Consider the following 23,681-nt stretch of genomic DNA (forward strand, 5'->3'; position numbering starts at 1 on the left):
CGGCGCGGCTCGGGCTCATGGCCCTGCCCGTCGCGTTCTTCGGGGTCTTCTTCGCCTGGCCCGTCGCCGCGATCGTCGCGCGCGGGCTCGACGTCGACGGCACATGGCGCTTCGGCCGTCTCCTCGACGTGCTCGGGCAGTCCGACATCCGGCACGTCCTGTGGTTCACCGCCTGGCAGGCGCTCGCCTCCACCGCGCTCACCCTGCTGGTGGCGCTGCCGGGGGCGTACGTCTTCGCCCGCTTCTCCTTTCCCGGCAAGGAGGTGCTGCGGGCCGTCGTCACCGTCCCGTTCGTGCTGCCGACGGTCGTGGTCGGCACGGCGTTCCTGGCGCTCGTCGGGCGGGGCGGGCTGCTCGACGAGCTGTGGGGCGTACGGCTGGACACGACGGTGTGGGCGATCCTGCTCGCCCACGTCTTCTTCAACTACGCGGTCGTCGTACGGACCGTGGGCGGGCTGTGGGCGCAGCTCGACCCCCGTCAGGAGGAGGCCGCGCGGCTGCTCGGCGCCTCCCGGCTGCGGGCCTGGCGCACGGTCACCCTGCCCGCCCTCGGGCCCGCCGTGGCCGCCGCCGCGCTGATGGTCTTCCTGTTCACCTTCACCTCTTTCGGCGTGGTCCAGATCCTCGGCGGGCCCACGTTCTCCACGCTGGAGGTGGAGATCTACCGGCAGACCTCGGAGATCTTCGACCTGTCCACGGCCGCCGTCCTGACCATCGTGCAGTTCCTGGCCGTCGGCGCGATCCTCGCCGTGCACGCCTGGACGGTGCGGCGGCGGGAGAGCGCGCTGCGGCTGGTGGACGCGAAGCTGACCGCGCGGCGGCCCCGTGGAGCCGGGCAGTGGGCGCTGCTCGGCGGGGTGCTGACGAGCGTCGCCGTGCTGCTGGTGCTGCCGCTCGCCGTGCTGGTGCAGCGCTCGCTGGACGCGCCGGACTTCGCCTACTACCGGGCGCTGACCCGTGACGACGGCAACGTCTTCCTGGTCCCGCCGATCGAGGCGGTCGGCAACTCGCTGGAGTACGCCGCCGCCGCGACCGCCGTCGCGGTGCTGATCGGCGGCCTGGCCGCGGCGGCGCTCACCCGGCGGGACGCCGGACGCCTCGTCCGCGGCTTCGACGCGCTGCTGATGCTGCCGCTGGGCGTCTCGGCGGTGACCGTCGGCTTCGGCTTCCTCATCGCGCTCGACGAGCCCCCGCTCGACCTGCGCGGCACGTGGATGCTGGTGCCGCTCGCGCAGGCGCTGGTCGGCGTGCCGTTCGTCGTGCGGACCATGCTGCCGGTGCTGCGGGCGGTGGACGTACGACTGCGGGAGGCGGCCGCCGTGCTGGGTGCGTCGCCGTGGCGGGTGTGGCGGGAGGTCGATCTGCCGCTGGTGCGGCGGGCGTTGCTGGTCGCCGCCGGGTTCGCCTTCGCGGTGTCGCTCGGGGAGTTCGGGGCGACGGTGTTCATCGCCCGGCCCGACAACCCGACACTGCCGGTCGCCGTGGCCCGGCTGCTGGGCCGTGCCGGAGAACTCAACTACGGCCAGGCGATGGCTCTTTCGACGATTCTGATGCTGGTGTGCGCGGTGGCCCTGCTGGTGCTTGAGCGGCTGCGCACCGACCGGACCGGGGAGTTCTGATGCTGCTGCGGCTCGAAGGCGCGACCGTGCGGTTCGGGGGGCGGGCCGTGCTCGACGGCGTCGATCTCGCCGTCGCCGAACACGAGGTGGTGTGCGTGCTCGGGCCGAGCGGCAGCGGCAAGTCCACGCTGCTGCGGGCGGTGGCGGGGCTCCAGCCGCTCGACGCGGGGCGGGTGCTGCTCGACGGGCGGGACCAGACCAAGGTGCCCGCGCACAAGCGGGAGTTGGGCCTGATGTTCCAGGACCATCAGCTGTTCCCGCAGCGGGACGTGGGCGGCAACGTGGCTTTCGGGTTGCGGATGCACGGCCATGCCAGACATGAACAGGGCGAGCGGGTGCGGGAGTTGCTGGACCTGGTCGGCCTCCCGGGTGCCGCCCGCCGGGCCGTCGCCTCACTGTCCGGCGGTGAGCAGCAGCGGGTGGCGCTGGCCCGTGCGCTCGCTCCCCGCCCCCGGTTGCTGATGCTCGACGAGCCGCTGGGCCAGCTCGACCGTTCGCTGCGGGAACGGCTGGTCGTCGAACTTCGGGAGCTGTTCGGCCGGTTGGGCACCACCGTGCTCGCGGTCACCCACGACCAGGGTGAGGCGTTCGCGCTGGCCGACCGGGTGGTGGTGATGCGGGACGGTCGGATCGCCCAGTCCGGCACGCCTCTTGAGGTGTGGCAGCGGCCGGCGGACGCCTTCGTGGCGCGCTTCCTGGGCTTCGACAACGTGGTCGAGGCGAATGTCGCCGGTGATGTCGCGGACACCCCGTGGGGCAAGACCCCGGTGCCGTCCGGTTCCCCGCAGGGCCCCCGCACGCTCCTGGTCCGCCCGGCCGGGGTGCTCCTGGCCGACGCGGAAGACGGCCTGCCCTGCACGGTCACCGCCCGCACCTTCAAGGGCAGCCATGTCACCCTCCACCTCCAGCCGGCCGACGCCCCCCGTCTGGAGGCCGCGTGTCCCCTGCGTCTGGCCCCGGAGGTCGGCGCCGCGGTGGGCGTGAGCTTCGACCCGGCGGAGACCGTCGTCCTCGGCTGAGCGGCGGCGGACCGCAGCCGGCCGACATGCCTGTGGCCCGTCCCCACCGGGGGACGGGCCACAGGGCTTCGGGTCAGTGGTTGTCGGCGCCTCGGCGGCGCATGCCGTAGAAGACGGCTCCCCCGCCGAGGGCGAGGAGGGCGGCCGCGATGCCGACGATCGCGCCGGTGGGGGCGCCGGAGCCGGTTTCGGCGAGGTTGGATTCGCCGAGGCCGGGGGACGGCGCGTTGCTGGACGCGGGACCCGATCCGGTGTCGGCCGGCGCGCTGCTGTCGTCCGCCGAGGGCGACGGGACCGGCGCGCCGGACGTGGCGGCGCCGGACGCCGTGTCGGACGGGGTCGACGACGGCGTCGTGGCCGGGGCGGTGGGCGTGCTGGACGCGGACGGCTTCCCGGGCTTTTCGGGCTTGTTGGGGTTGTCGCTCTTGCAGCCCTTGGCCGGGGTGGTGAGGTTCGGCTCGATGTCGGCGTTCAGATCGGCGTCGACGGCCGTGATGTGGACCCGGTAGACGGCGCCCGGCTCCCACTCCTCCGCGAAGGTGACGGTGGCGCCCTTGGCCGAGCCGATCACCGTCTGCGCCACGCCGACCTGACGGAGGTCGGCGTTGTTGTTCTGGAGGAAGACCGTGACGACGGCCGGGATCGCCGTCTTGTCCTTGTCGGTGACGGTGATGACGCCCTTCGTGCCGTCACAGGCGGCGGACGCGGAGAAGTCCGCTATGTCGCCGGCCAGCGCGGAACCCGAGGCCCCGAGGACGAAGGCGGCCGACGCGGCGGTCACACCGAGCATGCGCACCGAACGAGCGGCGGTACGGCGGGATGGGGACACGTTTGTCCTTTACGTGATGCACAACTGCGGGGGGTGGACGGGCAGGTGACGCCCCCGATGCTGTCGCTGCAGCGACCCCTGGGGACTCACTGGTCTATAAGCGTTCCATAAGATCTGTCAACGCGGGAAGGGTTCACGCCCACGGGCTTTGCCCGCCCATTAACCGCCGTCAGGTTTCAGCGCCTTCTGCGTCGTCTCGAACCCGCAGGCCGAACTCGTCGTGGGAATCGATCTCATGGCCGCGAGCGCCGTCCAACGGCCGGGCGGGTGCGAGGAGTCGCATCCGCCCGTGCCGCCCGCTCGTGCTCAGTCCTGGATGGAGGCCGGGTCCATCCAGACGATCTCCCAGGTGTGGCCGTCCAGGTCGTCGAAGGAACGCCCGTACATGAAACCGTGGTCCTGGGTGGGGCCACTGGGGGTGCCGCCCAACGACAGGGCGCGGTCGACGAGTTCGTCGACCTTCTCGCGGCTCTCGGCGCTCAGCGCGACGAGGACCTCGCTGGTCGCGGTGGCGTCCGCGATCTCCTTCTTGGTGAAGGTGGCGTAGAACGGCTTGGTGAGCAGCATCGCCATGATGTTGTCGCTGATCACGACGGAGGCCGCCTTGTCGTCGCTGAACTGGGCGTTGATGGAGTAGCCCAGATCCGTGAAGAACTTCTTCGAGGCGTCGAGGTCGTTCACGGGCAGGTTGACGAAGATCATCTGCTGGTATGCGCGGGCGGTCATCGGGGTTCTCCCATCGGTCGTTCCTGGCTTGGTGCGGCGGCTCGGCCCGGAGGCCGGACCGTGCGGTGCGGTCCTGCGGTGAGCGCGTGCGGCTCGGTGCGTTCGGTGGGTAGACCGGGGGTCCGCTCGGAACTCATCGGTGGATCGGGAATGTGTTCCCCGTGTTTTCTCAGATGGTCAGAGGGAGGGCCGCGAGCGCGGACACCGTCAGGGTGAGCGGGACGAAGAGGGCGGCGAGGGCGCCTGCGCGGAAGGCGGCGGCGGTGCGCAGCGCGGTGCTCGGGGCGCCGAGGCGGAGCAGGGCGGCCGTGGTGTCGGCGCGGGCCTGACGGGCCTCCACGGCCGCCGTCAGAAGCGTGGCGAGGGCGCAGCCGGCGACCAGGACCGCGCCCAGGGTGGCCAGTGGACCGCCGAAGGCCAGGTCCGCCGGGGTGGGGGAGGCGGCGGTGGAGGAGGCGTGGAGCGCGGACATCGAGTACGCGCCGGAGGCGACGGCGCTCAGGACGCCCAGGGGCCGTCCGATACGGGACGCCTCCTGCATCAGGCCTCGTCCGGCCAGCAGCCGCAGCGCGCCGGGGCGGGCGGCCTGGAGGAGGCGGCCGCAGAGATGGGTGAGACCGGGGCCGGCCAGGGCGAGGCCCACGACGGTGAGGGCCCAGCCGGCGAGGACCGCGGCGGGGCTGGTGGGGCCGCCGGGCAGGGGCAGGGGGGCGGCGGTGGTGGTGCGGGCGGCGTAGGACTCGACGGCCAGGCCGGTGGCCAGGAGGGCCGCGCCCCAGGGGAGGCTCGTGGGGTCGGGGGCGGCGGGCGGGGGGAGGTCGTCCGGGGCGTCGGCGTCGGCGTCGGCGTCCGCTGTCCGGAGTGCGGGGTCGGCGGGGGCCGCGGGGAGGCCGTGCGCGCCGGCGGCCGCACGCCGTCGGTCCAGCACGAGCGGGGGGATGCCGGTGGGCGGGAGGCCGTCGGCCGACGCGTGCCGGGTGTCGCCCGTGTCCGTCCCCTCCGCCCCGGCAGGGGTGACCGCGGGCTCGCCGGCCTCCGCCGGATGCCGGGTGGCGCCGGCGTCCAGGAGGGCCGCCAGGGCGCCGCCCGTCGCGCGGTCCGCGCCGGCGTCGGTGCCGTCCTCGTCCCCGGCGGGAGTCGTGCCGGCCGGGTCGCGCGGGCGCAGGGACAGGGCCGTGACCGTGGAGGCCGTGACGGGGAGGAGGGCGAGCAGGGTGAGGGTCGCCGGGAGGGGGAGCGGGGTGCCTGCCGCGAGGGACGGGGCCGCGGCGCCGTCGAAGGGCAGGCCGGTGAGGTCGCCGCGGAGGTGGAGGAAGACCAGCAGGGCGAGGAGGGAGCCGACGGCGGTGGCGAGGGCGGTCGTGGTGGCCGAGATCGCCATCAGGCGGGCGGGGCCCAGGCCGATCGCGGCCAGTCCCGGGCGGGGCCGGGTGCCGGGGTCGGTGCGGGCCACCGCCAGGGCGAGCTGGACCGTGGCGGCGAACGGGAGCGCGCACCAGGCGAGCCGGAGCGCGGAGACCCCCGGGGTGTCCGGGTGGGACAGCGCGTGGCCGAGGGCGCACAGGAGGAGGAAGCCGGTGCCCGCCGAGGCCGCCGTCACCGTCAGACGGCGGAGCTGGACGGCGGGGTGGGCGCTGCGGGTCAGGCGGAGAGCGAGCACGCGGCCCGGCCTTCCGTCTCGGCGGCGGGCGGGAGGTGGAGCGTCTTGACCCGCCGTCCGTCCAGCAGGCACACGGTGCGGTCGGCGAGGGCGGCGGTCTCCGCCTCGTGGGTGGCCAGCACGACGGTGATGCCGTGCGAACGGGCCGCCGTGGTGAGCGTGCGCAGCACATGCGCGCGGTCGGCGCGGTGCAGGGGCGCGGTGGGCTCGTCGGCGAAGAGGACCGACGGGGCGGGGGCGAGGGCGCGGGTGATGCACACGCGCTGGCGTTCCGCCTGGGTCAGCTCGTGCGGGCGGCAGCGCGCCCGCTCGCCGACGTCGAGGCGGTCCAGCCACTCCAGGGCGGCGGCCTTGGCCCGCCGGCGGCTGGTGCCGCGCAGCATCAGCGGGAGGGCGGCGTTCTCCCAGACGTTGAGCTCCGGGACGAGCGCCGGGACCGGGTCGATCCAGCCGAAGCGGTCGCGGCGCAGCCGCTCGCGGGCCGCGGGCCCCATGGTGTGCACGGGCACGCTGTTGAACCAGACCTCGCCGCGCTGGACGGGCGCGAGTCCCGACAGGCAGTGCAGCAGGGCCGTCTTGCCGCTGCCGCGCGGGCCGGTGACGGCGAGGATCTCGCCCTCGTGCACGCCCAGTGAGACACCGCCGAGCGCCGGTGAGCCGTCGGGGTGCGTGAAGTGCAGTGAGCGTGCCCAGAGCACGTCGTTGTCCGGCGGGGCCTCCATGGGCGTACACCTCGGTTCAGGTCCGTGATTGCGTGCCGCGTTCCGTGCCGTTCCCCCGTCCGGGTGAACGAAGGGAGGGCCGATCGGTCACGAGCACGCTAAGGACGTCATGGCGGGCATCCGCACAGCACACGGCCCCGGGCCGCCGTTCTCACTCGAACGGCGGGCACCGGGGCCGGTGTTGATCACCTCAGCGGAAGATCACAGCTTCGTCCACGCCTCCGTGAGGGTCGCGCGCAGGATCTGCTCGATCTCGTCGAACGTCCGCTGGTCGGAGATCAGCGGCGGGGCGAGCTGGACGACCGGGTCGCCGCGGTCGTCGGCACGGCAGTACAGGCCGTTGTCGAAGAGGGCCTTGGACAGGAAGCCGTACAGGACGCGCTCGGTCTCCTCGGCGTCGAAGGACTCCTTGGTCGACTTGTCCTTGACGAGTTCGATGCCGTAGAAGAAGCCGTTGCCGCGGACGTCGCCGACGATCGGCAGGTCGTGCAGCTTCTGCAGGGTCGACAGGAACGCGCCCTCGTTGGCCAGGACGTGACCGGTGAGGTCCTCGCGCTCGAACAGGTCGAGGTTGGCGAGGCCCACGGCCGCCGAGACGGGGTGGCCGCCGAAGGTGTAGCCGTGCAGGAAGGTGTTGTCGCCCTTGTAGAACGGCTCGGCCAGGCGGTCGGAGATGATGCACGCGCCTATGGGGGAGTAGCCGGAGGTCATGCCCTTGGCGCAGGTGATCATGTCCGGGACGTAGTCGAACTTGTCGCAGGCGAACATGGTGCCGAGCCGGCCGAAGGCGCAGATCACCTCGTCCGAGACGAGCAGCACGTCGTACTGGTCGCAGATCTCCCGCACCCGCTGGAAGTAGCCGGGCGGCGGCGGGAAGCAGCCGCCGGCGTTCTGGACCGGCTCCAGGAAGACCGCGGCGACCGTGTCCGGGCCCTCGAAGAGGATCTGCTGCTCGATCTGGTCGGCGGCCCAGCGGCCGAACGCCTCGGGGTCGTCGCCGAAGATCGGCGCGCGGTAGATGTTGGTGTTCGGCACCTTGTGCGCGCCGGGCACCAGCGGCTCGAAGGGGGCCTTCAGGCTCGGCAGGCCGGTGATGGACAGGGCGCCCTGCGGGGTGCCGTGGTACGCGACGGCACGGGAGATGACCTTGTGCTTGGTGGGCTTGCCGACCAGCTTGAAGTACTGCTTGGCCAGCTTCCAGGCGGTCTCGACGGCCTCGCCGCCGCCGGTGGTGAAGAAGACCTTGTTCAGGTCGCCCGGGGCGTGGTGGGCGAGGCGTTCCGCCAGCTCCACGGCCTTGGGGTGGGCGTAGGACCAGACCGGGAAGAACGCCAGCTCCTGCGCCTGCTTGAACGCGGTCTCCGCCAGTTCCGTGCGGCCGTGACCGGCCTGGACCACGAACAGGCCCGCGAGACCGTCGAGGTAGCGCTTGCCCTTGTCGTCGTAGATGTAGGTGCCCTCGCCCCGGACGATGGTGGGGACGGGGGAGTTCTCGTACGACGACATGCGGGTGAAGTGCATCCACAGGTGGTCGTAGGCGCTGCGACTGAGGTCCTTGGTGCTCACGGTTATCGGGTCCTCACGGTTATCGGGTTCCCCACATGTAGGTCTGCTTCTTGAGCTTCAGGTAGACGAAGCTCTCGGTGGAGCGCACGCCGGGCAGCGCCCGCATGCGTTTGTTGATGACGTCCAGCAGGTGGTCGTCGTCCTCGCAGACGATCTCGGCGAGGATGTCGAACGAGCCCGCGGTCATCACCACGTACTCGACCTCCGCCATGTCGCTCAGCGCCTCCGCGATCTCCTCCACGTCGCCCTCGACGTTGATGCCGACCATCGCCTGCCGGCGGAAGCCCACGGTGAGCGGGTCGGTGACGGCGACGATCTGCATCACGCCCTGGTCGAGCAGCTTCTGGACGCGCTGGCGCACGGCCGCCTCCGACAGGCCGACGGCCTTGCCGATCGCGGCGTACGGCCGGCGGCCGTCCTCCTGGAGCTGTTCGATGATGGCGAGGCTGACGGCATCCAAGTGAGGGGTGCCGTTCTTGGACTCGCGGGAGTCCCGTTGCTCTGCGCTTCGACTGGCCACGGCCTCACTGTGCACGACCTATCGTCGGTTTTGCAAGGCCGATGCGATGAAATTCGTTGTTTGCAAAGGTGAGACCTGCGGATTTCGCAGCTCCGGCCGGAGCAGGGGTGTTGAAAACGTCGGGGCACGCACTAGGGTGGGTGTCTCAGCCATTGGACACACGCGAACTGGAGGGCCGGCAGTGAGCACCGAGCTGCGTCGTCTGCGCAATTACATCGACGGTGAGTTCCGGGATGCCGCCGACGGACGGACCACCGAGGTGGTCAACCCCGCGACCGGGGAGGCGTACGCGACCGCGCCGCTGTCCGGGCAGGCGGACGTGGACGCCGCGATGCGGGCCGCCGAGGCGGCGTTCCCCGGCTGGCGGGACACCACCCCGGCCGAGCGTCAGAAGGCCCTGCTGAAGATCGCGGACGCCTTCGAGGAGCGCGCCGAGGATCTGATCGCCGCCGAGGTGGAGAACACGGGCAAGCCCGTCGGGCTGACCCGCACCGAGGAGATCCCGCCGATGGTGGACCAGATCCGCTTCTTCGCGGGCGCGGCCCGGATGCTGGAGGGCCGCAGCGCCGGCGAGTACATGGAGGGCCTGACCTCCATCGTGCGCCGGGAGCCGGTCGGCGTCTGCGCGCAGGTCGCCCCGTGGAACTACCCGATGATGATGGCGGTGTGGAAGTTCGCCCCGGCGATCGCGGCGGGCAACACCGTCGTGCTGAAGCCGTCGGACACCACCCCCGCGTCCACGGTCCTGATCGCCGAGATCATCGGCGGCATCCTCCCCAAGGGCGTCTTCAACGTCATCACCGGTGACCGTGACACCGGCCGGCTCATGGTCGAGCATCCGATCCCGGCGATGGCCTCCATCACCGGTTCCGTGCGCGCGGGCATGTCCGTCGCCGAGTCCGCCTCCAAGGACCTCAAGCGGGTCCACCTGGAGCTGGGCGGCAAGGCCCCGGTCGTGGTCTTCGACGACACCGACATCCCCAAGGCCGTCGAGGACATCTCGGTCGCGGGCTTCTTCAACGCCGGGCAGGACTGCACGGCGGCCACCCGCGTCCTCGTCCAGGAGGCCATCCACGACGAGTTCGTGGCCGCGCTCGCCAAGGCCGCCGCCGAGACGAAGACGGGGCAGCCGGACGACGAGGACGTCCTCTTCGGCCCGCTGAACAACCCCAACCAGCTCAAGCAGGTCTCCGGCTTCATCGAGCGCCTCCCCGCCCACGCCAAGGTCGAGGCGGGCGGCCACCAGGTCGGCGAGAAGGGCTACTTCTACGCGCCGACCGTCGTCTCGGGTCTGAGGCAGGACGACGAGATCGTCCAGAACGAGGTCTTCGGCCCGGTCATCACCGTCCAGTCCTTCAGCGACGAGGACCAGGCGGTGGAGTGGGCCAACGGCGTCGAGTACGCGCTCGCGTCCTCGGTGTGGACCAGGGACCACGGCCGTGCGATGCGGATGAGCAAGAAGCTCGACTTCGGCTGTGTGTGGATCAACACCCACATCCCGCTGGTCGCCGAGATGCCCCACGGCGGCTTCAAGAAGTCCGGGTACGGCAAGGACCTTTCGGGCTACGGCTTCGACGACTACACGCGGATCAAGCACGTCATGACCTCGCTGGACGTGTAAGTCCCCTCGGCGTCAGGGTGTTCGACGCCTCGCGGGCCGACCTCCGCCGGGCCGGTCCGCGAGGGGCGACGTCCTCAGCCGGCGGAGCCGTTGCGGATCGCGGCGATGTCGAACTGGAGGCGCACCTTCTCGCTCACCATGGCGCCTCCCTCCGCGAGTCTCGCGTTGTACGTCAGGCCCCAGTCTGAGCGGTTGATGGTGGTCGTTCCGTCGAAGCCGACCCGCTCGTACCCGAACGGGTCGGTGACCCGGCCGATGTAGGTCAGCTCCAGCTCCACGGGGCGGGTGACGCTCTTGATGGTGAGGTCGCCGCTCATCCGGTACACCTCGTTGTCGGTGAGCCGGACCGTCTTGCTGATGAAGCGCATACGGGGATAGGTCGCGGCGTCCAGGAAGTCACGGCCGACGAGATGGGCGTCGCGCTGCTCCACCCCCGTGTCCACCGAGGCCGTGGAGAGCACGATCTCCGCCCGGGAGCGGGACGGATCGCGTCCGTCGAAGAAGAGCCGGCTCCGGTACTCCGTGAAGGCCCCGCGCACGGTCGTCACCATGGCGTGGCGCACGGAGAAACCGAGACGGCTGTGAGCCGGGTCGATCATCCACTCCCCGGTCAGCGCCGCCAGCGAGGGATCCCTGGGGGAGGAGGCGAACGCCGCGCTGTCGTCGGGGAGTTGGGACTCTGTGGGGGGAGCCGGGCGGCGCAGGGACGCAGCACGGGTGAACAAGTTCATGCTTCACGTACTACGGGACCCCGGAAACCCCCGCAAGCCTTCTTCGACATCCGCGCACACGGTCGTCACCGATCCCCCAACATCGACCCGGATCCCACACTTTGCCATCCCTTTACAACCCGCTCGGGCGCTGCCTCGTCTCTCCGCTCGATCCGTCACACAGCCCGTGGAGTTCGCCCGGGTGCCGTGTGCGCGGACCGACGAAGGAGAGCGATTCATGCGTTTCACATACCGCACCGGTCTCGGCGCCCTCGCCGTCGCGGGCGCCGCACTGCTGGCGACCGCCGTGCCCGCGTCCGCCGACGGGACGGACCCGACGACTGCTCCCACCGCGCCCGCGGTCGACGCCAGTGCCAGGCCCACGCCCGTGGCTGAGCCCACCACCGACTCCTCCAGCCGGGGCCAGGTGGGCGTCGTCCCGAGGGGAGCGGCCGACACCGGCGCGGTTCCCACCTCAGAGGACTCCTCCGGCGAGGCCGGTGTGATCGGCGCGGGCGTCGCCGCCGTGTTCCTCGCGGGCGGCGCCGGCATGTACTTCGTGCGTCGCCAGCGGACCACCGGGGCATGAGCCCGTACTCCAGGCGCGCCGTCCTCGCCGCGGCCGGGGCGGTGCTGCTCACCGGCTGCGGCGAGGACGGCACGGCCGAACGGCCGCCCGCGGACCGGCCGTCCGACGCCTCGTCGGCGACGGGCGCGCGGAACGCCGGCCGCGCCGACGCCGCCGCGACGGCCCGGCCGCTCGCGCGGTCGACGCCGGTCGGGCTGCGGATCCCGGCCATCGGGGTCGACACCCCGCTCATGGCGCTGGGGCTGACCCCCGACGGCAGCGTCGAGGTGCCTCCGATCGAGGCGGACGACCGGGCGGGCTGGTACCGCCACTCGCCGACGCCGGGTCAGACCGGCCCGTCGGTGATCCTCGGCCATGTCACCGTCGGCGCGTTCGGGGACGGCGTCTTCCGCCGCCTCGACCGGCTGCGCGACGGCGACCGGATCGAGGCGCGCCTGGAGAACGGCACGACGGCCGAGTTCGCCGTCACCGCCGTCCGTACGGTCGCCAAGGCCGACTTCCCGACGCAGCAGGTCTACGGCGACGTGGACCGGCCCGAGTTGCGCCTCATCACGTGCGGCGGGCCGCGCGACGGCCAGGAGTACCGCGACAACGTGATCGTCTTCGCGGCGCTGGTCCCGGCGCGAGGCTCCGCGACCGGCTCGACGGCGGCCTCGTCAGGAGAACCAGGAGAACGGTGAAACGGTCCCGCGAGAAGGAGGCGGCCGAACTGTTCGCCGCCCTCTACCCCCGCCTCGCCGGCTGGTGCCGCCGTCTCGTCGACGACGACGGGACGGCGCACGAGATGGCCTCCGAGGCGTTCACCCGGCTCTGGGCCCGCTGGACGGCGGTGGCCGAGCCGCAGGGCTTCCTCTACGTCACCGCCGCCAACCTGGTCCGCGACCACTGGCGCAAGGTCGAACGGGAACGCCGGGCCGTGCGCCGGGTCACCGCCGAGGCCGCGGTCAGCGCTTCGGTGGAGCCGGCGGACCCCTCGGTGCGGATGCTCGTGCAGTCCCTGCCGGACCGGCTGCGCGTGCCGATCCTGCTGCACTACTACGCTGACATGCCCATCAGCGAGGTGTCCGCGCTGACCGGGCGCAAGGAAGGAACCGTCAAGGCCGATCTCCACGCGGCCCGAGAACTGCTCCGCGCCCACCTGAGGAGAAGCCTTGATCACACCCGCTGACGACTTCGACGACGGCACGCACGGCGCCCCCGACGACCCCCTCGCCGTCATCCTTCGGCCCGCCGCCGCTCATCTCGCCCCGCCGCCCGGCCGGTACGAGGACATCCGCCGGGGCGCGGCCCGCCGCCGGCTGCTGCGCGCGGCGGCTGGAGTCGGCGTGACCTGCGCTGTCGCCGCCGCCGTCGTGCTGCCCCTGCGCCTGTCGGCGTCCGAGACGCCCGCACCGCCGGCGGTGCCGCTCGCCCCACCCCCGATGAGCAGCCCCTTCAGTGGCTCGCCCACACCACCCGCGAGCCCCGCCCCTGCCCAGGAGACCCCGACAGCGGCGTCCCCGACAGCGGTGGCCCCGTCGACCGGGGCGGGACCTACCGAGGGGGCTCCGACCCCCGGCCCCGGTCGCCGCACCGCCACCGGGGCGCCGGCCCCCGACTCGACCCGCCCGTCTCCGTCCGCGGAGGACTCCCGGGCGCCGATCGCCCCGTCGGCCCAGCCGAGCGCGGCCACGGACGCGCGGGCGACGAGGGAGGGGAGCGACAGCCGCGGCTGAACGGCGAGACGCGGCGCGGATGAACGCGGGCAGCTTTTGAACATGTTCAACTCGGGCGTATGCTGCGCTCATGAGCGACAGAGCCGCCCTGCTGAAGGGCATCCGCGCCTGGCTTGTCTTCTTCGTCGTGTGCCTGGTGCTCAGCGGAGCGACGGCCTTCCCGCTGGTGCACGAACTGCGCTGGACCGAGGAGTTGTTGAGGTCCCTGTCCGTGCCGGAGCACCTTCCCGCCCTCATGGACTGGATCGAACGCGTCCGGCAGGGGCTCGACGCCGTCGACGCCGACTACCCCTTCGTCCTGTACGGCACCGACTGGCTGGCCTTCGCGCACCTGGTCATCGCGGTCGCGTTCTACGGCCCCTACCGCGACCCCGTCCGCAACGTGTGGGTGGTCGAGTTCGGCATGATCGCCTGCGCCGGCGTCATCCCGCTCGCCCTGGTCTGCGGGCCGATCCGGGGCATCCCGTTCTGGTGGAGCGTGCTCGACATGGCGTTCGGGGTGCTCGGTGTGATCCCGCTGTACGTCGTGCGCCGGAGGATCAAGCGGCTGGCGGCCCTCGGTCCGAACGTCTGGACCCCGGTGGCCGCCTGAGCGCGGCCGCGCCGGGGCCCGTCAGCCGTTCTTGCGCAGGGCGCACAGCACGTCGACGCGGTTCGTCGTGATGGAGTCGACGCCCAGGTCCAGCATCCGGCGCATGGAGCGTCGGGTGTCCGGGGTCCACACCGACAGCAGCCGCCCGTCCCGGCGCACACGGTCGGCGAGGTCGCGGTCGACCAGCGAGAAGCGGTAGTTGAGCCAGCGCGGCCGTATCGCCGCCAGCACCGCGGGGCGGACGGGGGCGCGGCTGGTGTGGGTCAGGGCGATCTCGGCCGACGGGTCGGCGCCGCGCACCGCGAGCATCGCGGCGGCGTCGGCGCAGTAGTAGACGCGGTCGGCCGCGCCGACCTCGCGGACGGCGTCCACGATTAGGCGGGCCGTCCGCGCGTCCCTCGTCCCCGGCAGGTCCAGCATCACCCGCGCGCCCTCGGTCGCGGCCAGCGCCTCCGTCAGGGTCGGCACCTCGCCCGCCGTCAGACCGCGCACCTCGGCGGCCGACAGCGACCGCAGCGGCCGCTCGTGCCCCCACAGCCGCTTCAGCGTCTCGTCGTGCAGGAGAACGGGCACGCCGTCCCTGGTGAGCCGCACGTCGATCTCCACGGCGTCCGCGCCCCGGTCGAGCGCGGAACGCAGTGAGCCGAGGGTGTTCTCACGGAAGCGGTACGGGTCGCCGCGATGAGCCACGGCAGTCACGGTCTGCATGACCCTCATTGTGGAGGGGCGCCGGCGCGCGCCGCCCTCAGGGGGCGGACCACCCCGCGGTGTAGGAGTCGATCTCGGCTGCGAGGCGGGCCTTGCCAGGGCCGTCCAGGAACGACGCCTCGACGGCGTTCTTCGCCAGATCGGCAAGGCCCTGCTCGTCCAGGTCGAGGAGGCGGGCGGCGACCGCGTACTCGGCGTTCAGGTCGGTGCCGAACATGGGCGGGTCGTCGGAGTTGACCGTGACCAGGACGCCCGCCTCGGCGAACCGCCTGATCGGGTGCTCGTCGAGGGTGCGCACCGCGCGGGTGGCGATGTTGGAGGTGGGGCAGACCTCCAGGGCGATCCGGTGCTCGGCGAGGTGGGCGAGGAGCTTCTCGTCCCGCGCGGAGCTGGTGCCGTGCCCGATGCGCTCGGCGCGCAGGTGGGTGAGGGCGTCCCAGACGGTCTGAGGGCCGGTCGTCTCGCCCGCGTGCGGCACCGAGCGCAACCCGGCGGCGATCGCCCGGTCGAAGTACGGCTTGAACTGCGGGCGCGGCACGCCGATCTCCGGCCCGCCGAGCCCGAAGGAGACCAGTCCCTCGGGGCGCACCCGGTCGTCCGTGGCGAGCCGGGTGGTCTCCTCGGCCGCCTCCGGACCGGCCTCGCCGGGGATGTCGAAGCACCAGCGCAGCACGGTCCCGAAGTCGGCCTCGGCGGCCTTGCGGGCGTCCTCGATCGCGTCCATGAAGGCGACTTCGTCGATGCCGCGGCGGGTGGAGGAGAAGGGGGTGATGGTCAGCTCGGCGTACCGCACCTGCTGGCGGGCCAGGTCCCGGGCGACCTCGTAGGTGAGCAGCCGGACGTCCTCCGGGGTGCGGATCAGGTCGACGACGGAGAGGTACACCTCGATGAAGTGCGCGAAGTCCGTGAAGGTGAAGTAGTCGACCAGCGCCTCGGGGTCGGTGGGCACCTTGGAGTCGGGGTGGCGCGCGGCCAGCTCGGAGACGATCCGCGGGGACGCGGAGCCGACGTGGTGGACGTGCAGTTCGGCCTTGGGCAGACCCGCGATGAAGGCGTGGACGCCGGCGCTGGGCCCGGCGGGAGTGAGGGGTCCGGCGGGGACGTCGCGGCTGTCGGTCAAGGGATCCTCCCCAGGAGCGGCGCTCCGAGCGGCCCGGCGGCTCGGCGGGAGCGCGGTGATCGGCTGATCGGTGGGTCGGGGTCATCGTAGGCGCACGTGCGGCGGGCGGATGCGGCGGGCAGGGGCGTGCCTCGGTCCGCCTCCCACCGCCGATCTCGGGCCTTAGCATTGCGGGACGCACGACAAAGGGGGGTCCCGCGTATGTCCGACGACGCACCGACGCCGGCAGTGCAGGGGGAGGCCGGAGCTTCGCGGCCTGACGCCGCCGACGACGCCGTCCAGAATCCATGGGCCGCGCCCGGCTCCGTGCCGGAGGGGGCGGAGGGGCCGCAGTACGCCGGCGAGGAGCCGTCCGACGCGGACACCGGGCCGCAGGACGCGGCGCCCACGCCCAAGGTGCCGCTGACCAAGCCGGACGCGGAAGCCCCGCCGGTGGCGGACGCGAAGCCCGTGACGGAGGGCAGCACGTCCGCTTCCTCCGCCGCCGCCTCCGGGCCCTGGCCCGAACCCGCCGCGGGTTCCGGCGACGGCACGGACACCACCGTCGTCTTCCCCGAGGAGCCGGTCTCGTACTCGGAGGCGCCTGCCCCGCAGGACGCGCCCTCACCGGAGACCGTTCCGCGGGCGGAGCAACGACAGGCGGAGCAACGACAGGCGGAGCAACAGCACACGGAGCGACCACCGGCGGAGGAACCGCAGCCCTTCGCTCCCCGGGACCAGGTCCCCCCGGCCGTCCACCACCAGCCGACGGTCACCTCGCTGCCCGGCGCCGGGGTGAATCCCGCGCCGGGGGGCCCGCACCCCTGGGGCGGCCCCTTCGGCCCGCCCGCGCAGGGGCCCGTGCCGACGCACGCGCCGACGTCCACACCGCCCGCGGGTGCGCCCTTCGCCGCGTTTCCGCCGCCCGACCCCGCCACCCTGGCCGGCGGGCCGCCGCCGGGGTTCGACCCCTACGCGCCTCCGCCCGGCGGCCCGGTTCCGCCCCCGCCTATCGCGCCGGGCGGGCCCGGGCCCATGCCGTACGGCTATCCCGGCGGCTACGGCCACCAGGGCGCCCCTGGGTACGGCGGCGGCCTCCCGGCCTATTACGGCTGGAACGGGATGCGGCCGCCGAGCAACGGGATGGGTCTCGCCGCGATGGTCCTCGGCATCGTGTCCGCCGTGGGATTCTGCGTGTGGCCGGCGACGCTCCTCATGGGCCCCCTCGCCTTCGTCTTCGGCCTGATCGGACGCTCGAAGGCCAAGCGGGGCGAGGCGAACAACCCCGGTCAGGCCCTCGCCGGCATCATCTGCGGCATCGCCGGATTCGTCCTGGCGGCCGCGATGCTCGTCCTGTTCATCGCCACGCGGGAATACCGCTGAGGAAGCCGCCGCAGGGGAGCCGGAGCGCCGCAGGGCGATTCGGCTAGCTCCCCTGCGGCGCGTCCTCGGAGCGCAGCCGCTCCCGCGCCTCCATCAGTGCGAACCCCAGCAGGTTGGGGCCCTTCCACCGCCGCGGGTCCCATGCGCCGTCGTCCCGGGCGGAGAGGCCGATGCCCCAGACCCGGTCCACGGGGCTCGCCTCGACCAGCACCCGGTCACCCGTGTTCAGCAGGAACCGCCGCAGCTCGGGATGGGCGGCGAACTTGTGGACGCTGCCCTCGACCACGATCCGCAGCCGCTCCCGCTCCCAGGTCGCCTCGTCGAAGCCTCTGACCAGCCGCCCCGCCTTCTTCGCCTCGGCGGGGTGCCCGGCGGCCAGCGCCTGCCGCTCGGCGTCGGCGTCACCGAACAGCCGCGCCTTGCCGGCCATCATCCAGTGCTCGGCCGTCGCGTAGGCGACCCCGTCCACCTCGAACGGCGACGGCCACCACTGGCTCAGACAGCTCGCGCCCACCCGGCCGTCGGGCTGCGGCCGGTGCCCCCAGAAGTGCAGGTACCTGACCCTCGCCCCCGTGCCGAGCGCCCTGACCAGGGCGTCCCGAGAATCGATCCTCTCCATGCACGCCACCTTGCCACGCACCACTGACACTCCGTCCGTCCTTTTCCACCCGTACTCGACACCTGGTCGACAGATTTCGTCGCGTAATCAAAAGGCAACAACGGAATCACTTGTTGGACGGCCATAGCTCTGCCAGGATCGGCAGTCAAATCGAGCTGGAGCTACGCCACCGGCCCCCGCGTAAAGTGGGGCGAAGGCGGAGGAGAGCGACATGCAGAAACCGGGCACCGCCACCCCGGACCGATCCGACCGGTTCCCCGCACGGGACCGCTTCGCGCAGGGCGCCCAGCACATCGCGGGCCGCCTGAGGCACGGCACGTCCGGCCGCACGCACACCGTGGTCGACCCGGCGACGGGCGACGAGGTCCTCACCTATGAGCTCGCCGGCGCGGCCGACGTGGACGCGGCCGTCACGGCCGCCCGCGCCGCGTTCCCCGGCTGGGCCGGCGCCACGCCCGGCGAGCGCTCGGACGCCCTGCACCGCCTCGCCGCCGTCCTCGCCGACCGGGCCGAGGAGTTCGCCCGCGCCGAGTCCCTCCAGTGCGGCAAGCCGCTGAAGCTCACCCGGGAGTTCGACGTCCCGGGCACGATCGACAACACCGCCTTCTTCGCGGGCGCCGCCCGGCACCTCCAGGGGCAGTCGGCCGGGGAGTACTCCGGGGACCACACCTCGTACGTGCGGCGCGAGCCGATCGGGGTCGTCGGCTCGATCGCGCCCTGGAACTACCCGCTCCAGATGGCCGCGTGGAAGATCCTCCCGGCGATCGCCGCGGGCAACACCGTCGTGCTCAAGCCCGCCGAGCTCACCCCGCTCACCTCGCTCCTCTTCGCCGAGGCCGTGACCCTCGCCGGCATTCCCGACGGCGTCGTCAACATCGTGACCGGCGCCGGCGGGGAAGCCGGTGAACACCTCGTCGGCCACCCCGACGTGGCCATGACGTCGTTCACCGGTTCCACCGCCGTCGGCAAGCGCGTCGCCGGGATCGCCACCGCCACCGTCAAACGCCTCCATCTGGAGCTCGGCGGCAAGGCGCCCTTCGTCGTCTTCGACGACGCCGACCTGGAGGCCGCCGTCCACGGCGCCGTCGCGGGCGCCCTCATCAACACCGGCCAGGACTGCACGGCCGCCACGCGCGCGTACGTGCAGCGGCCCCTCTACGAGGCGTTCGTCGAGCGGACCGCCGCCCTCATGGAATCCGTGCGGCTCGGCGACCCGTTCGCCCCCGGAACCGACCTCGGCCCGCTCGTCTCGCACACCCAGCGCGACCGCGTCGCCGCCGTCGTCGACCGCGCCCGCGCATACGCGCGCGTGGTGACCGGCGGCGAGCCGCCCGAGGGGGACCTCAAGGCCGGTGCGTACTACCGGCCCACCCTGATAGCGGACGCCGCCCAGGACAGCGAGGTCGTGCAGTCCGAGATCTTCGGGCCGGTCCTGGTCGTCCTGCCGTTCGACACCGACGACGAGGGCATCCGGCTGGCCAACGACACCCCGTACGGGCTCGCCGCCTCCGCGTGGAGCCGGGACGTCTACCGGGCGAACCGGGCGACACGCGAGATCCAGGCCGGCTGCGTCTGGATCAACGACCACATCCCGATCATCAGTGAGATGCCGCACGGCGGACACAAGGCGTCCGGCTTCGGCAAGGACATGTCCGCCTACTCGTTCGAGGAGTACACCCAGCTCAAGCACGTCATGTTCGACAACACCGCGGTGGCCCGCAAGGACTGGCACCGCACCGTCTTCGGGGACCGGCCGTAGCCCGCTCAGGGCTGCCGCCAGGTGGCGTCACACCGGCCGCCGACCAGGCCGACCACTTCCGAAAGGGCACCACGCGCATGGAGCAGTACGAGCCAGACCGCCTGACCCCGCCCCGAGCGGCCGCCGTGCGGCGCAGTCTCAGCAACGGCAGGGCGGCCCTCACCCGCCGGTCGCTGCTGCGCGCCTCCGCCGGCGGCGCCCTGACGCTGGGCGGACTGGGGGCGCTGAGCGCCTGCGGCATCCCCGCGGCCGGTCAGACCGCGGGCGGCACGTCCGCCGAGGACCACTCGGCCCAGGAGAAGACCGTCAACTTCTCCAACTGGACGGAGTACATGGACGTCGACGCGTCGGGGAAGCGCCACCCCACGCTGGAGGAGTTCACCCGACGGACCGGCATCTCCGTCAAGTACACCGAGGACATCAACGACAACAACGAGTTCTTCGGCAAGATCAAGCCGCAGCTCGCCGCCGGCCAGGACACCGACCGCGACCTCATCGTCCTCACCGACTGGCTCGCCGCCCGGCTCATCCGCCTGGGCTGGGTGCAGAAGCTGGACGCCTCCCTGTTGCCGCACGCCTACGCCAACCTGTCGAGCCAGTTCCGCAGCCCCGACTGGGACCCCGGACGGGCCTACTCCTACCCCTGGCAGGGGATCTCGACCGTCATCGCCTACAACAAGAAGGCCCTCGACGGCATCGAGGTGACGTCGGTGTCCGACATGCTCGACAACCCCAGGCTCAAGGGCCGCGTCGGCTTCCTCACCGAGATGCGCGACACCATGGGCATGACCCTGCTGGACATGGGCAAGGACCCGGCGAAGTTCAGCGACGACGACTACGCCGCCGCCATCGCCCGCCTGCAGAAGGCCGTCGACAAGGGGCAGATCCGTCGCTTCACCGGCAACGACTACACCTCGGACATCACCAGCGGGGACTTCGCGGCCTGCATCGCCTGGGCCGGCGACGTCGTCCAGCTCAAGGCCGACAGCCCCGACATCGACTTCGTCATTCCCGACAGCGGCTACATGACGTCCAGCGACAACATGCTGATCCCCAACAAGGCGCGTCACAAGGCGAACGCCGAACGGCTCATGGACTACTACTACGAGCCGCAGCCGGCCGCCCAACTCGCCGCGTACATCAACTACGTGTGCCCCGTCGACGGCGTGCAGCCCGAACTCGCGAAGATCGACCCGGCGGCGGCGAAGAACCCGCTGATCATCCCCGACAAGGCCATGCAGGCCAAGTCCCACTCCTTCCGCTCCCTGAGCGCGACGGAGGAGACGGCCTACGAAGCACAGTTCGCGAAGCTCACTGGGGCGTGACGACGATGAAGACGACTGACAGCGGCGGCGACGTCCGCCTCTCCGGCATCAGCAAGACCTACGGCTCCTTCACCGCCGTCCACCCGCTCGACCTGACCGTTCCGCAGGGCTCGTTCTTCGCCCTGCTCGGCGCCTCCGGCTGCGGCAAGACCACCACCCTGCGCATGATCGCCGGCCTGGAGGAACCCTCCTCCGGGACGGTGCACCTCGGCGACCAGGACGTCACGTCCCTGCCGCCGTACAAGCGGCCGGTGAACACCGTCTTCCAGTCCTACGCCCTCTTCCCGCACCTCGACATCTTCGAGAACGTCGCCTTCGGACTGCGCCGGCGCGGCATTCGAAGCGTGAAGAAGCAGGTCGAGGACATGCTGGAACTCGTCCAGCTCGGCGAGCAGGCCCGCAAGAAGCCGCACCAGCTCTCCGGCGGCCAGCAGCAGCGCGTCGCCGTCGCCCGCGCCCTGATCAACCACCCCAGGGTGCTCCTCCTCGACGAGCCCCTCGGCGCCCTCGACCTCAAGCTGCGCCGCCAGATGCAGCTGGAGCTCAAGCGCATCCAGACCGAGGTCGGCATCACCTTCGTGCACGTCACGCACGACCAGGAGGAGGCCATGACGATGGCCGACACGGTCGCCGTGATGAACGCGGGCCGCGTCGAGCAGCTCGGCTCGCCCGCCGACCTCTACGAGAACCCGAAGACCACGTTCGTCGCCAACTTCCTCGGCACGTCCAACCTGATCGAGGCCGAGGTCGACTCCCACGGCGGCGGCGACATCGTCCTCAAGGCGGGCGGCGGCAAACTGCTGCTGCCCGAGGCCCGCTGCACCGCGCCCGCCGAGGCGGGCGGCAGGGTGCTGGTCGGCGTACGCCCGGAGAAGATCTCCCTCACCCACGCCGACGACGCCGGAGAGATCCCCGTCGGCCGCAACCGCGTCACCGGCACCATCGCCGCCACCAGCTTCATCGGCGTCTCCACCCAGTACGTCGTCGACAGCGCCGTCTGCCCCGAGCTCGAGGTCTACGTCCAGAACGTCGACCGCGACGCCCGGCTGGCCCCCGGCGCCGAGGTCGTCCTGCACTGGAACCCCGCGCACACCTTCGGTCTGGACGCCGCCCAGGCCATCGACGCCGGCCTCGACGAGGAGGCGGCCGTCTGATGACCACGCTCACCGAGGCGCCCCCGCCTCTCTCCCCGCCCACACCGAAGGAGCGGCCACCGCGCAGACGCGGCCGCTGGACGCCGTACCTCCTGCTGCTGCCCGGACTGCTCTGGCTGGTCGTCTTCTTCGCCCTGCCGATGATCTACCAGGCCTCCACGTCCGTGCAGACGGGCTCCCTGGAGGAGGGCTACCAGGTCACCTGGCACTTCGGGACCTACTGGGACGCGCTGAGCGCGTACTGGCCGCAGTTCCTGCGCTCGATCCTCTACGCGGGCTCCGCGACCGTCCTGTGCCTGATCCTCGGCTATCCGCTCGCCTACCTGATCGCCTTCCGCGCGGGACGCTGGCGGAACCTGATCATGATCCTGGTGATCGCCCCGTTCTTCACCAGCTTCCTGATCCGCACCCTCGCCTGGAAGACGATCCTCGCCGACAGCTCACCGGTGGTCGGCGCACTGGACGCGTTGCACGTCCTCGACGTCACCGCCTGGCTCGGCTGGACCTCCGGCGACCGGGTGCTGGCCACCCCGATGGCCGTGGTGTGCGGTCTGACGTACAACTTCCTGCCGTTCATGATCCTGCCGCTCTACACCTCGCTGGAGCGCATCGACGGACGGCTGCACGAGGCGGCCGGCGACCTGTACGCCAAGCCGGTCACCACCTTCCGCAAGGTCACCTTCCCGCTGTCGATGCCCGGCGTGGTCTCCGGCACGCTGCTCACCTTCATCCCGGCGTCCGGCGACTACGTCAACGCCGAACTCCTCGGCTCCACCGACACCCGCATGATCGGAAACGTCATCCAGACTCAGTTCCTGCGGGTGCTCGACTATCCGACGGCGGCCGCGCTCTCCTTCATCCTCATGGCCGCGATCCTTTTCATCATCACTTTCTACATCCGCAGGTCCGGGACGGAGGATCTGGTCTAAATGCCCTTCGTCAACTGGCTGAGAAGAAATCTCGTCGTCATCGCGGGACTTCTGACGCTCTCCTACCTTCTGCTGCCCAACGTGATCGTCACGGTGTTCTCCTTCAACAAACCGAAGGGCCGCTTCAACTACGAGTGGCAGCAGTTCTCCACGGACGCCTGGAAAGACCCGTGCGGCGTCGCCGGGATGTGCGGCTCGCTCGCGGTCAGCCTCCAGATCGCCGTCTGGGCGACCCTCGGCGCCACGGTTCTCGGCGCGATGATCGCCTTCGCCCTCGTCCGCTACCGCTTCCGCGCGCGCGGCGCCGTCAACTCGCTGATCTTCCTGCCCATGGCGATGCCCGAGGTCGTCATGGCGGCCTCGCTGCTCACCCTGTTCCTCAACATGGGCGCGCGGCTCGGGTTCTGGACGATCCTCATCGCGCACATCATGTTCTGCCTCAGTTTCGTCGTGACGGCCGTCAAGGCGCGCGTCATGTCGATGGACCCGAGGCTGGAGCAGGCCGCCCAGGACCTGTACGCCGGCCCCGTGCAGACCTTCGTCCGGGTCACGCTGCCGATCGCGGCCCCGGGAATCGCCGCGGGCGCGCTGCTCGCCTTCGCGCTCTCCTTCGACGATTTCATCATCACCAATTTCAACGCGGGCTCGACCGTCACCTTCCCGATGTTCGTCTGGGGTTCGGCGCAGCGCGGAACGCCCGTCCAGATCAACGTCATCGGCACGACCATGTTCCTCGTCGCCGTGCTGCTCGTCCTGGTCTCCATGGTCGTCGGAAACCGCCGCAACCGGCAGAAGGCATAGCCTTTCGCGAAACCTC

Annotated in this window: 24 protein-coding genes; 14 read left to right on the forward strand and 10 right to left on the reverse strand. The window is 71.8% G+C overall.

The window, feature by feature from the left end; all coding sequences use genetic code 11:
- Positions 1-17: 17 nt before the first annotated feature.
- Together EV567_RS27310 and EV567_RS27315 are read left to right on the forward strand one after the other, a co-directional pair.
- Positions 18-1,619 carry an iron ABC transporter permease gene (locus tag EV567_RS27310; RefSeq protein ID WP_130444724.1) on the forward strand — a complete coding sequence of 534 codons (1,602 nt, stop codon included), beginning with the start codon at positions 18-20 and terminating at the stop codon, positions 1,617-1,619.
- A complete protein-coding gene (locus EV567_RS27315; protein WP_130444726.1) occupies positions 1,619-2,638 on the forward strand; it encodes an ABC transporter ATP-binding protein in 1,020 nt (339 codons plus the stop codon). Before EV567_RS27310 ends, EV567_RS27315 begins: the two co-directional genes overlap by 1 nt.
- 73 nt (positions 2,639-2,711) lie before the next feature.
- On the opposite strand, the gene EV567_RS27320 is transcribed toward EV567_RS27315, so the two are convergent.
- The 6 genes from EV567_RS27320 to EV567_RS27345 form a co-directional block, all read right to left on the reverse strand.
- On the reverse strand, positions 2,712-3,467 hold the full coding sequence (locus EV567_RS27320; RefSeq protein WP_130444728.1) for an LAETG motif-containing sortase-dependent surface protein: 756 nt from the start codon (positions 3,465-3,467) through the stop codon (positions 2,712-2,714).
- A 306-nt stretch (positions 3,468-3,773) separates the two neighbouring features.
- A complete protein-coding gene (locus EV567_RS27325) occupies positions 3,774-4,193 on the reverse strand; it encodes a VOC family protein (protein WP_130444730.1) in 420 nt (139 codons plus the stop codon).
- A gap of 169 nt (positions 4,194-4,362) precedes the next feature.
- The gene (locus tag EV567_RS27330) at positions 4,363-5,853 is read right to left on the reverse strand and encodes a hypothetical protein (protein WP_130444732.1); all 1,491 of its coding nucleotides are present in this window, start codon (positions 5,851-5,853) and stop codon (positions 4,363-4,365) included.
- Positions 5,835-6,575, reverse strand: coding sequence for an ABC transporter ATP-binding protein (locus EV567_RS27335; RefSeq protein ID WP_130444734.1), 741 nt, complete (start codon positions 6,573-6,575; stop codon positions 5,835-5,837). Before EV567_RS27335 ends, EV567_RS27330 begins: the two co-directional genes overlap by 19 nt.
- Before the next feature lie 201 nt (positions 6,576-6,776).
- Positions 6,777-8,141 (reverse strand): aspartate aminotransferase family protein, encoded by a 1,365-nt coding sequence (locus tag EV567_RS27340; RefSeq protein ID WP_130444736.1) that lies wholly within the window; start codon positions 8,139-8,141, stop codon positions 6,777-6,779.
- Between the two features lie 19 nt (positions 8,142-8,160).
- Entirely contained in the window at positions 8,161-8,676 is a 516-nt protein-coding gene (locus tag EV567_RS27345; RefSeq protein WP_130444738.1) for an Lrp/AsnC family transcriptional regulator, read from the reverse strand.
- A gap of 166 nt (positions 8,677-8,842) precedes the next feature.
- Between EV567_RS27345 and EV567_RS27350 the strand changes: the two genes are divergently transcribed.
- Complete coding sequence (locus tag EV567_RS27350) at positions 8,843-10,282, forward strand: gamma-aminobutyraldehyde dehydrogenase (RefSeq protein ID WP_130444740.1); 1,440 nt, start codon at positions 8,843-8,845, stop codon at positions 10,280-10,282.
- 74 nt (positions 10,283-10,356) lie between these two features.
- Here the strand turns inward: EV567_RS27350 and EV567_RS27355 are convergent, their stop codons facing one another.
- A complete protein-coding gene (locus EV567_RS27355; RefSeq protein ID WP_130444742.1) occupies positions 10,357-11,013 on the reverse strand; it encodes a YceI family protein in 657 nt (218 codons plus the stop codon).
- 217 nt (positions 11,014-11,230) lie between these two features.
- Here EV567_RS27355 and EV567_RS27360 point away from each other — a divergent pair, with 217 nt between their 5' ends.
- From EV567_RS27360 to EV567_RS27380, 5 genes are all read left to right on the forward strand, one after another.
- A complete protein-coding gene (locus tag EV567_RS27360) occupies positions 11,231-11,581 on the forward strand; it encodes a Tat pathway signal sequence domain protein (protein WP_130444744.1) in 351 nt (116 codons plus the stop codon).
- Entirely contained in the window at positions 11,578-12,261 is a 684-nt protein-coding gene (locus tag EV567_RS27365; RefSeq protein ID WP_130444746.1) for a class F sortase, read from the forward strand. Before EV567_RS27360 ends, EV567_RS27365 begins: the two co-directional genes overlap by 4 nt.
- Positions 12,258-12,749 carry an RNA polymerase sigma factor gene (locus EV567_RS27370; RefSeq protein ID WP_130444748.1) on the forward strand — a complete coding sequence of 164 codons (492 nt, stop codon included), beginning with the start codon at positions 12,258-12,260 and terminating at the stop codon, positions 12,747-12,749. The genes EV567_RS27365 and EV567_RS27370 overlap by 4 nt, the downstream gene beginning before the upstream one ends.
- Positions 12,733-13,296: a hypothetical protein gene (locus EV567_RS27375; RefSeq protein ID WP_347400511.1), complete on the forward strand. Its 564-nt coding sequence runs from the start codon at positions 12,733-12,735 to the stop codon at positions 13,294-13,296. The genes EV567_RS27370 and EV567_RS27375 overlap by 17 nt, the downstream gene beginning before the upstream one ends.
- A 70-nt stretch (positions 13,297-13,366) precedes the next feature.
- Positions 13,367-13,888 carry a hypothetical protein gene (locus tag EV567_RS27380; protein ID WP_130444750.1) on the forward strand — a complete coding sequence of 174 codons (522 nt, stop codon included), beginning with the start codon at positions 13,367-13,369 and terminating at the stop codon, positions 13,886-13,888.
- A 21-nt stretch (positions 13,889-13,909) separates the two neighbouring features.
- Here EV567_RS27380 and EV567_RS27385 read toward each other — a convergent pair whose 3' ends face one another.
- Positions 13,910-14,596, reverse strand: a complete 687-nt coding sequence (locus EV567_RS27385) for a glycerophosphodiester phosphodiesterase (protein ID WP_130444752.1) — start codon at positions 14,594-14,596, stop codon at positions 13,910-13,912.
- Between the two features lie 37 nt (positions 14,597-14,633).
- Positions 14,634-15,776 (reverse strand): adenosine deaminase, encoded by a 1,143-nt coding sequence (locus EV567_RS27390; RefSeq protein WP_130444754.1) that lies wholly within the window; start codon positions 15,774-15,776, stop codon positions 14,634-14,636.
- A 141-nt stretch (positions 15,777-15,917) separates the two neighbouring features.
- Between EV567_RS27390 and EV567_RS28355 the strand changes: the two genes are divergently transcribed.
- Complete coding sequence (locus EV567_RS28355) at positions 15,918-17,078, forward strand: DUF4190 domain-containing protein (RefSeq protein WP_242621018.1); 1,161 nt, start codon at positions 15,918-15,920, stop codon at positions 17,076-17,078.
- 43 nt (positions 17,079-17,121) lie between these two features.
- On the opposite strand, the gene EV567_RS27400 is transcribed toward EV567_RS28355, so the two are convergent.
- Positions 17,122-17,697 (reverse strand): NADAR family protein, encoded by a 576-nt coding sequence (locus tag EV567_RS27400; RefSeq protein ID WP_130444756.1) that lies wholly within the window; start codon positions 17,695-17,697, stop codon positions 17,122-17,124.
- Positions 17,698-17,908: 211 nt separating this feature from the next.
- On the opposite strand from EV567_RS27400, the gene EV567_RS27405 reads away from it, so the two are divergent.
- From EV567_RS27405 to EV567_RS27425, 5 genes are all read left to right on the forward strand, one after another.
- On the forward strand, positions 17,909-19,456 hold the full coding sequence (locus EV567_RS27405; protein ID WP_130444758.1) for a gamma-aminobutyraldehyde dehydrogenase: 1,548 nt from the start codon (positions 17,909-17,911) through the stop codon (positions 19,454-19,456).
- 77 nt (positions 19,457-19,533) lie between these two features.
- A complete protein-coding gene (locus EV567_RS27410; RefSeq protein ID WP_130444760.1) occupies positions 19,534-20,781 on the forward strand; it encodes a spermidine/putrescine ABC transporter substrate-binding protein in 1,248 nt (415 codons plus the stop codon).
- 5 nt (positions 20,782-20,786) lie between these two features.
- Complete coding sequence (locus EV567_RS27415; RefSeq protein WP_207228863.1) at positions 20,787-21,935, forward strand: ABC transporter ATP-binding protein; 1,149 nt, start codon at positions 20,787-20,789, stop codon at positions 21,933-21,935.
- A complete protein-coding gene (locus EV567_RS27420; protein ID WP_130444764.1) occupies positions 21,935-22,864 on the forward strand; it encodes an ABC transporter permease in 930 nt (309 codons plus the stop codon). Before EV567_RS27415 ends, EV567_RS27420 begins: the two co-directional genes overlap by 1 nt.
- Entirely contained in the window at positions 22,865-23,665 is an 801-nt protein-coding gene (locus EV567_RS27425; RefSeq protein WP_130444766.1) for an ABC transporter permease, read from the forward strand.
- The last annotated feature ends 16 nt before the right edge of the window (positions 23,666-23,681 follow it).

The organism is Streptomyces sp. BK239, from assembly GCF_004217285.1.
In the GTDB taxonomy this organism is placed as follows: Bacteria; Actinomycetota; Actinomycetes; order Streptomycetales; family Streptomycetaceae; genus Streptomyces.

What these genes read in the sequence shown, in the direction of transcription:
- EV567_RS27310 (WP_130444724.1), top strand. Translation starts at nt 18, where the DNA reads ATGGCCCTGCCCGTCGCGTTCTTCGGGGTCTTCTTCGCCTGGCCCGTC.
- EV567_RS27315 (WP_130444726.1), top strand. Translation starts at nt 1,619, where the DNA reads ATGCTGCTGCGGCTCGAAGGCGCGACCGTGCGGTTCGGGGGGCGGGCC.
- EV567_RS27325 (WP_130444730.1), bottom strand. Translation starts at nt 4,193, where the DNA reads ATGACCGCCCGCGCATACCAGCAGATGATCTTCGTCAACCTGCCCGTG.
- EV567_RS27335 (WP_130444734.1), bottom strand. Translation starts at nt 6,575, where the DNA reads ATGGAGGCCCCGCCGGACAACGACGTGCTCTGGGCACGCTCACTGCAC.
- EV567_RS27355 (WP_130444742.1), bottom strand. Translation starts at nt 11,013, where the DNA reads ATGAACTTGTTCACCCGTGCTGCGTCCCTGCGCCGCCCGGCTCCCCCC.
- EV567_RS27360 (WP_130444744.1), top strand. Translation starts at nt 11,231, where the DNA reads ATGCGTTTCACATACCGCACCGGTCTCGGCGCCCTCGCCGTCGCGGGC.
- EV567_RS27365 (WP_130444746.1), top strand. Translation starts at nt 11,578, where the DNA reads ATGAGCCCGTACTCCAGGCGCGCCGTCCTCGCCGCGGCCGGGGCGGTG.
- EV567_RS27380 (WP_130444750.1), top strand. Translation starts at nt 13,367, where the DNA reads ATGAGCGACAGAGCCGCCCTGCTGAAGGGCATCCGCGCCTGGCTTGTC.
- EV567_RS27385 (WP_130444752.1), bottom strand. Translation starts at nt 14,596, where the DNA reads ATGCAGACCGTGACTGCCGTGGCTCATCGCGGCGACCCGTACCGCTTC.
- EV567_RS28355 (WP_242621018.1), top strand. Translation starts at nt 15,918, where the DNA reads ATGTCCGACGACGCACCGACGCCGGCAGTGCAGGGGGAGGCCGGAGCT.
- EV567_RS27400 (WP_130444756.1), bottom strand. Translation starts at nt 17,697, where the DNA reads ATGGAGAGGATCGATTCTCGGGACGCCCTGGTCAGGGCGCTCGGCACG.
- EV567_RS27405 (WP_130444758.1), top strand. Translation starts at nt 17,909, where the DNA reads ATGCAGAAACCGGGCACCGCCACCCCGGACCGATCCGACCGGTTCCCC.
- EV567_RS27410 (WP_130444760.1), top strand. Translation starts at nt 19,534, where the DNA reads ATGGAGCAGTACGAGCCAGACCGCCTGACCCCGCCCCGAGCGGCCGCC.
- EV567_RS27415 (WP_207228863.1), top strand. Translation starts at nt 20,787, where the DNA reads ATGAAGACGACTGACAGCGGCGGCGACGTCCGCCTCTCCGGCATCAGC.
- EV567_RS27420 (WP_130444764.1), top strand. Translation starts at nt 21,935, where the DNA reads ATGACCACGCTCACCGAGGCGCCCCCGCCTCTCTCCCCGCCCACACCG.
- EV567_RS27425 (WP_130444766.1), top strand. Translation starts at nt 22,865, where the DNA reads ATGCCCTTCGTCAACTGGCTGAGAAGAAATCTCGTCGTCATCGCGGGA.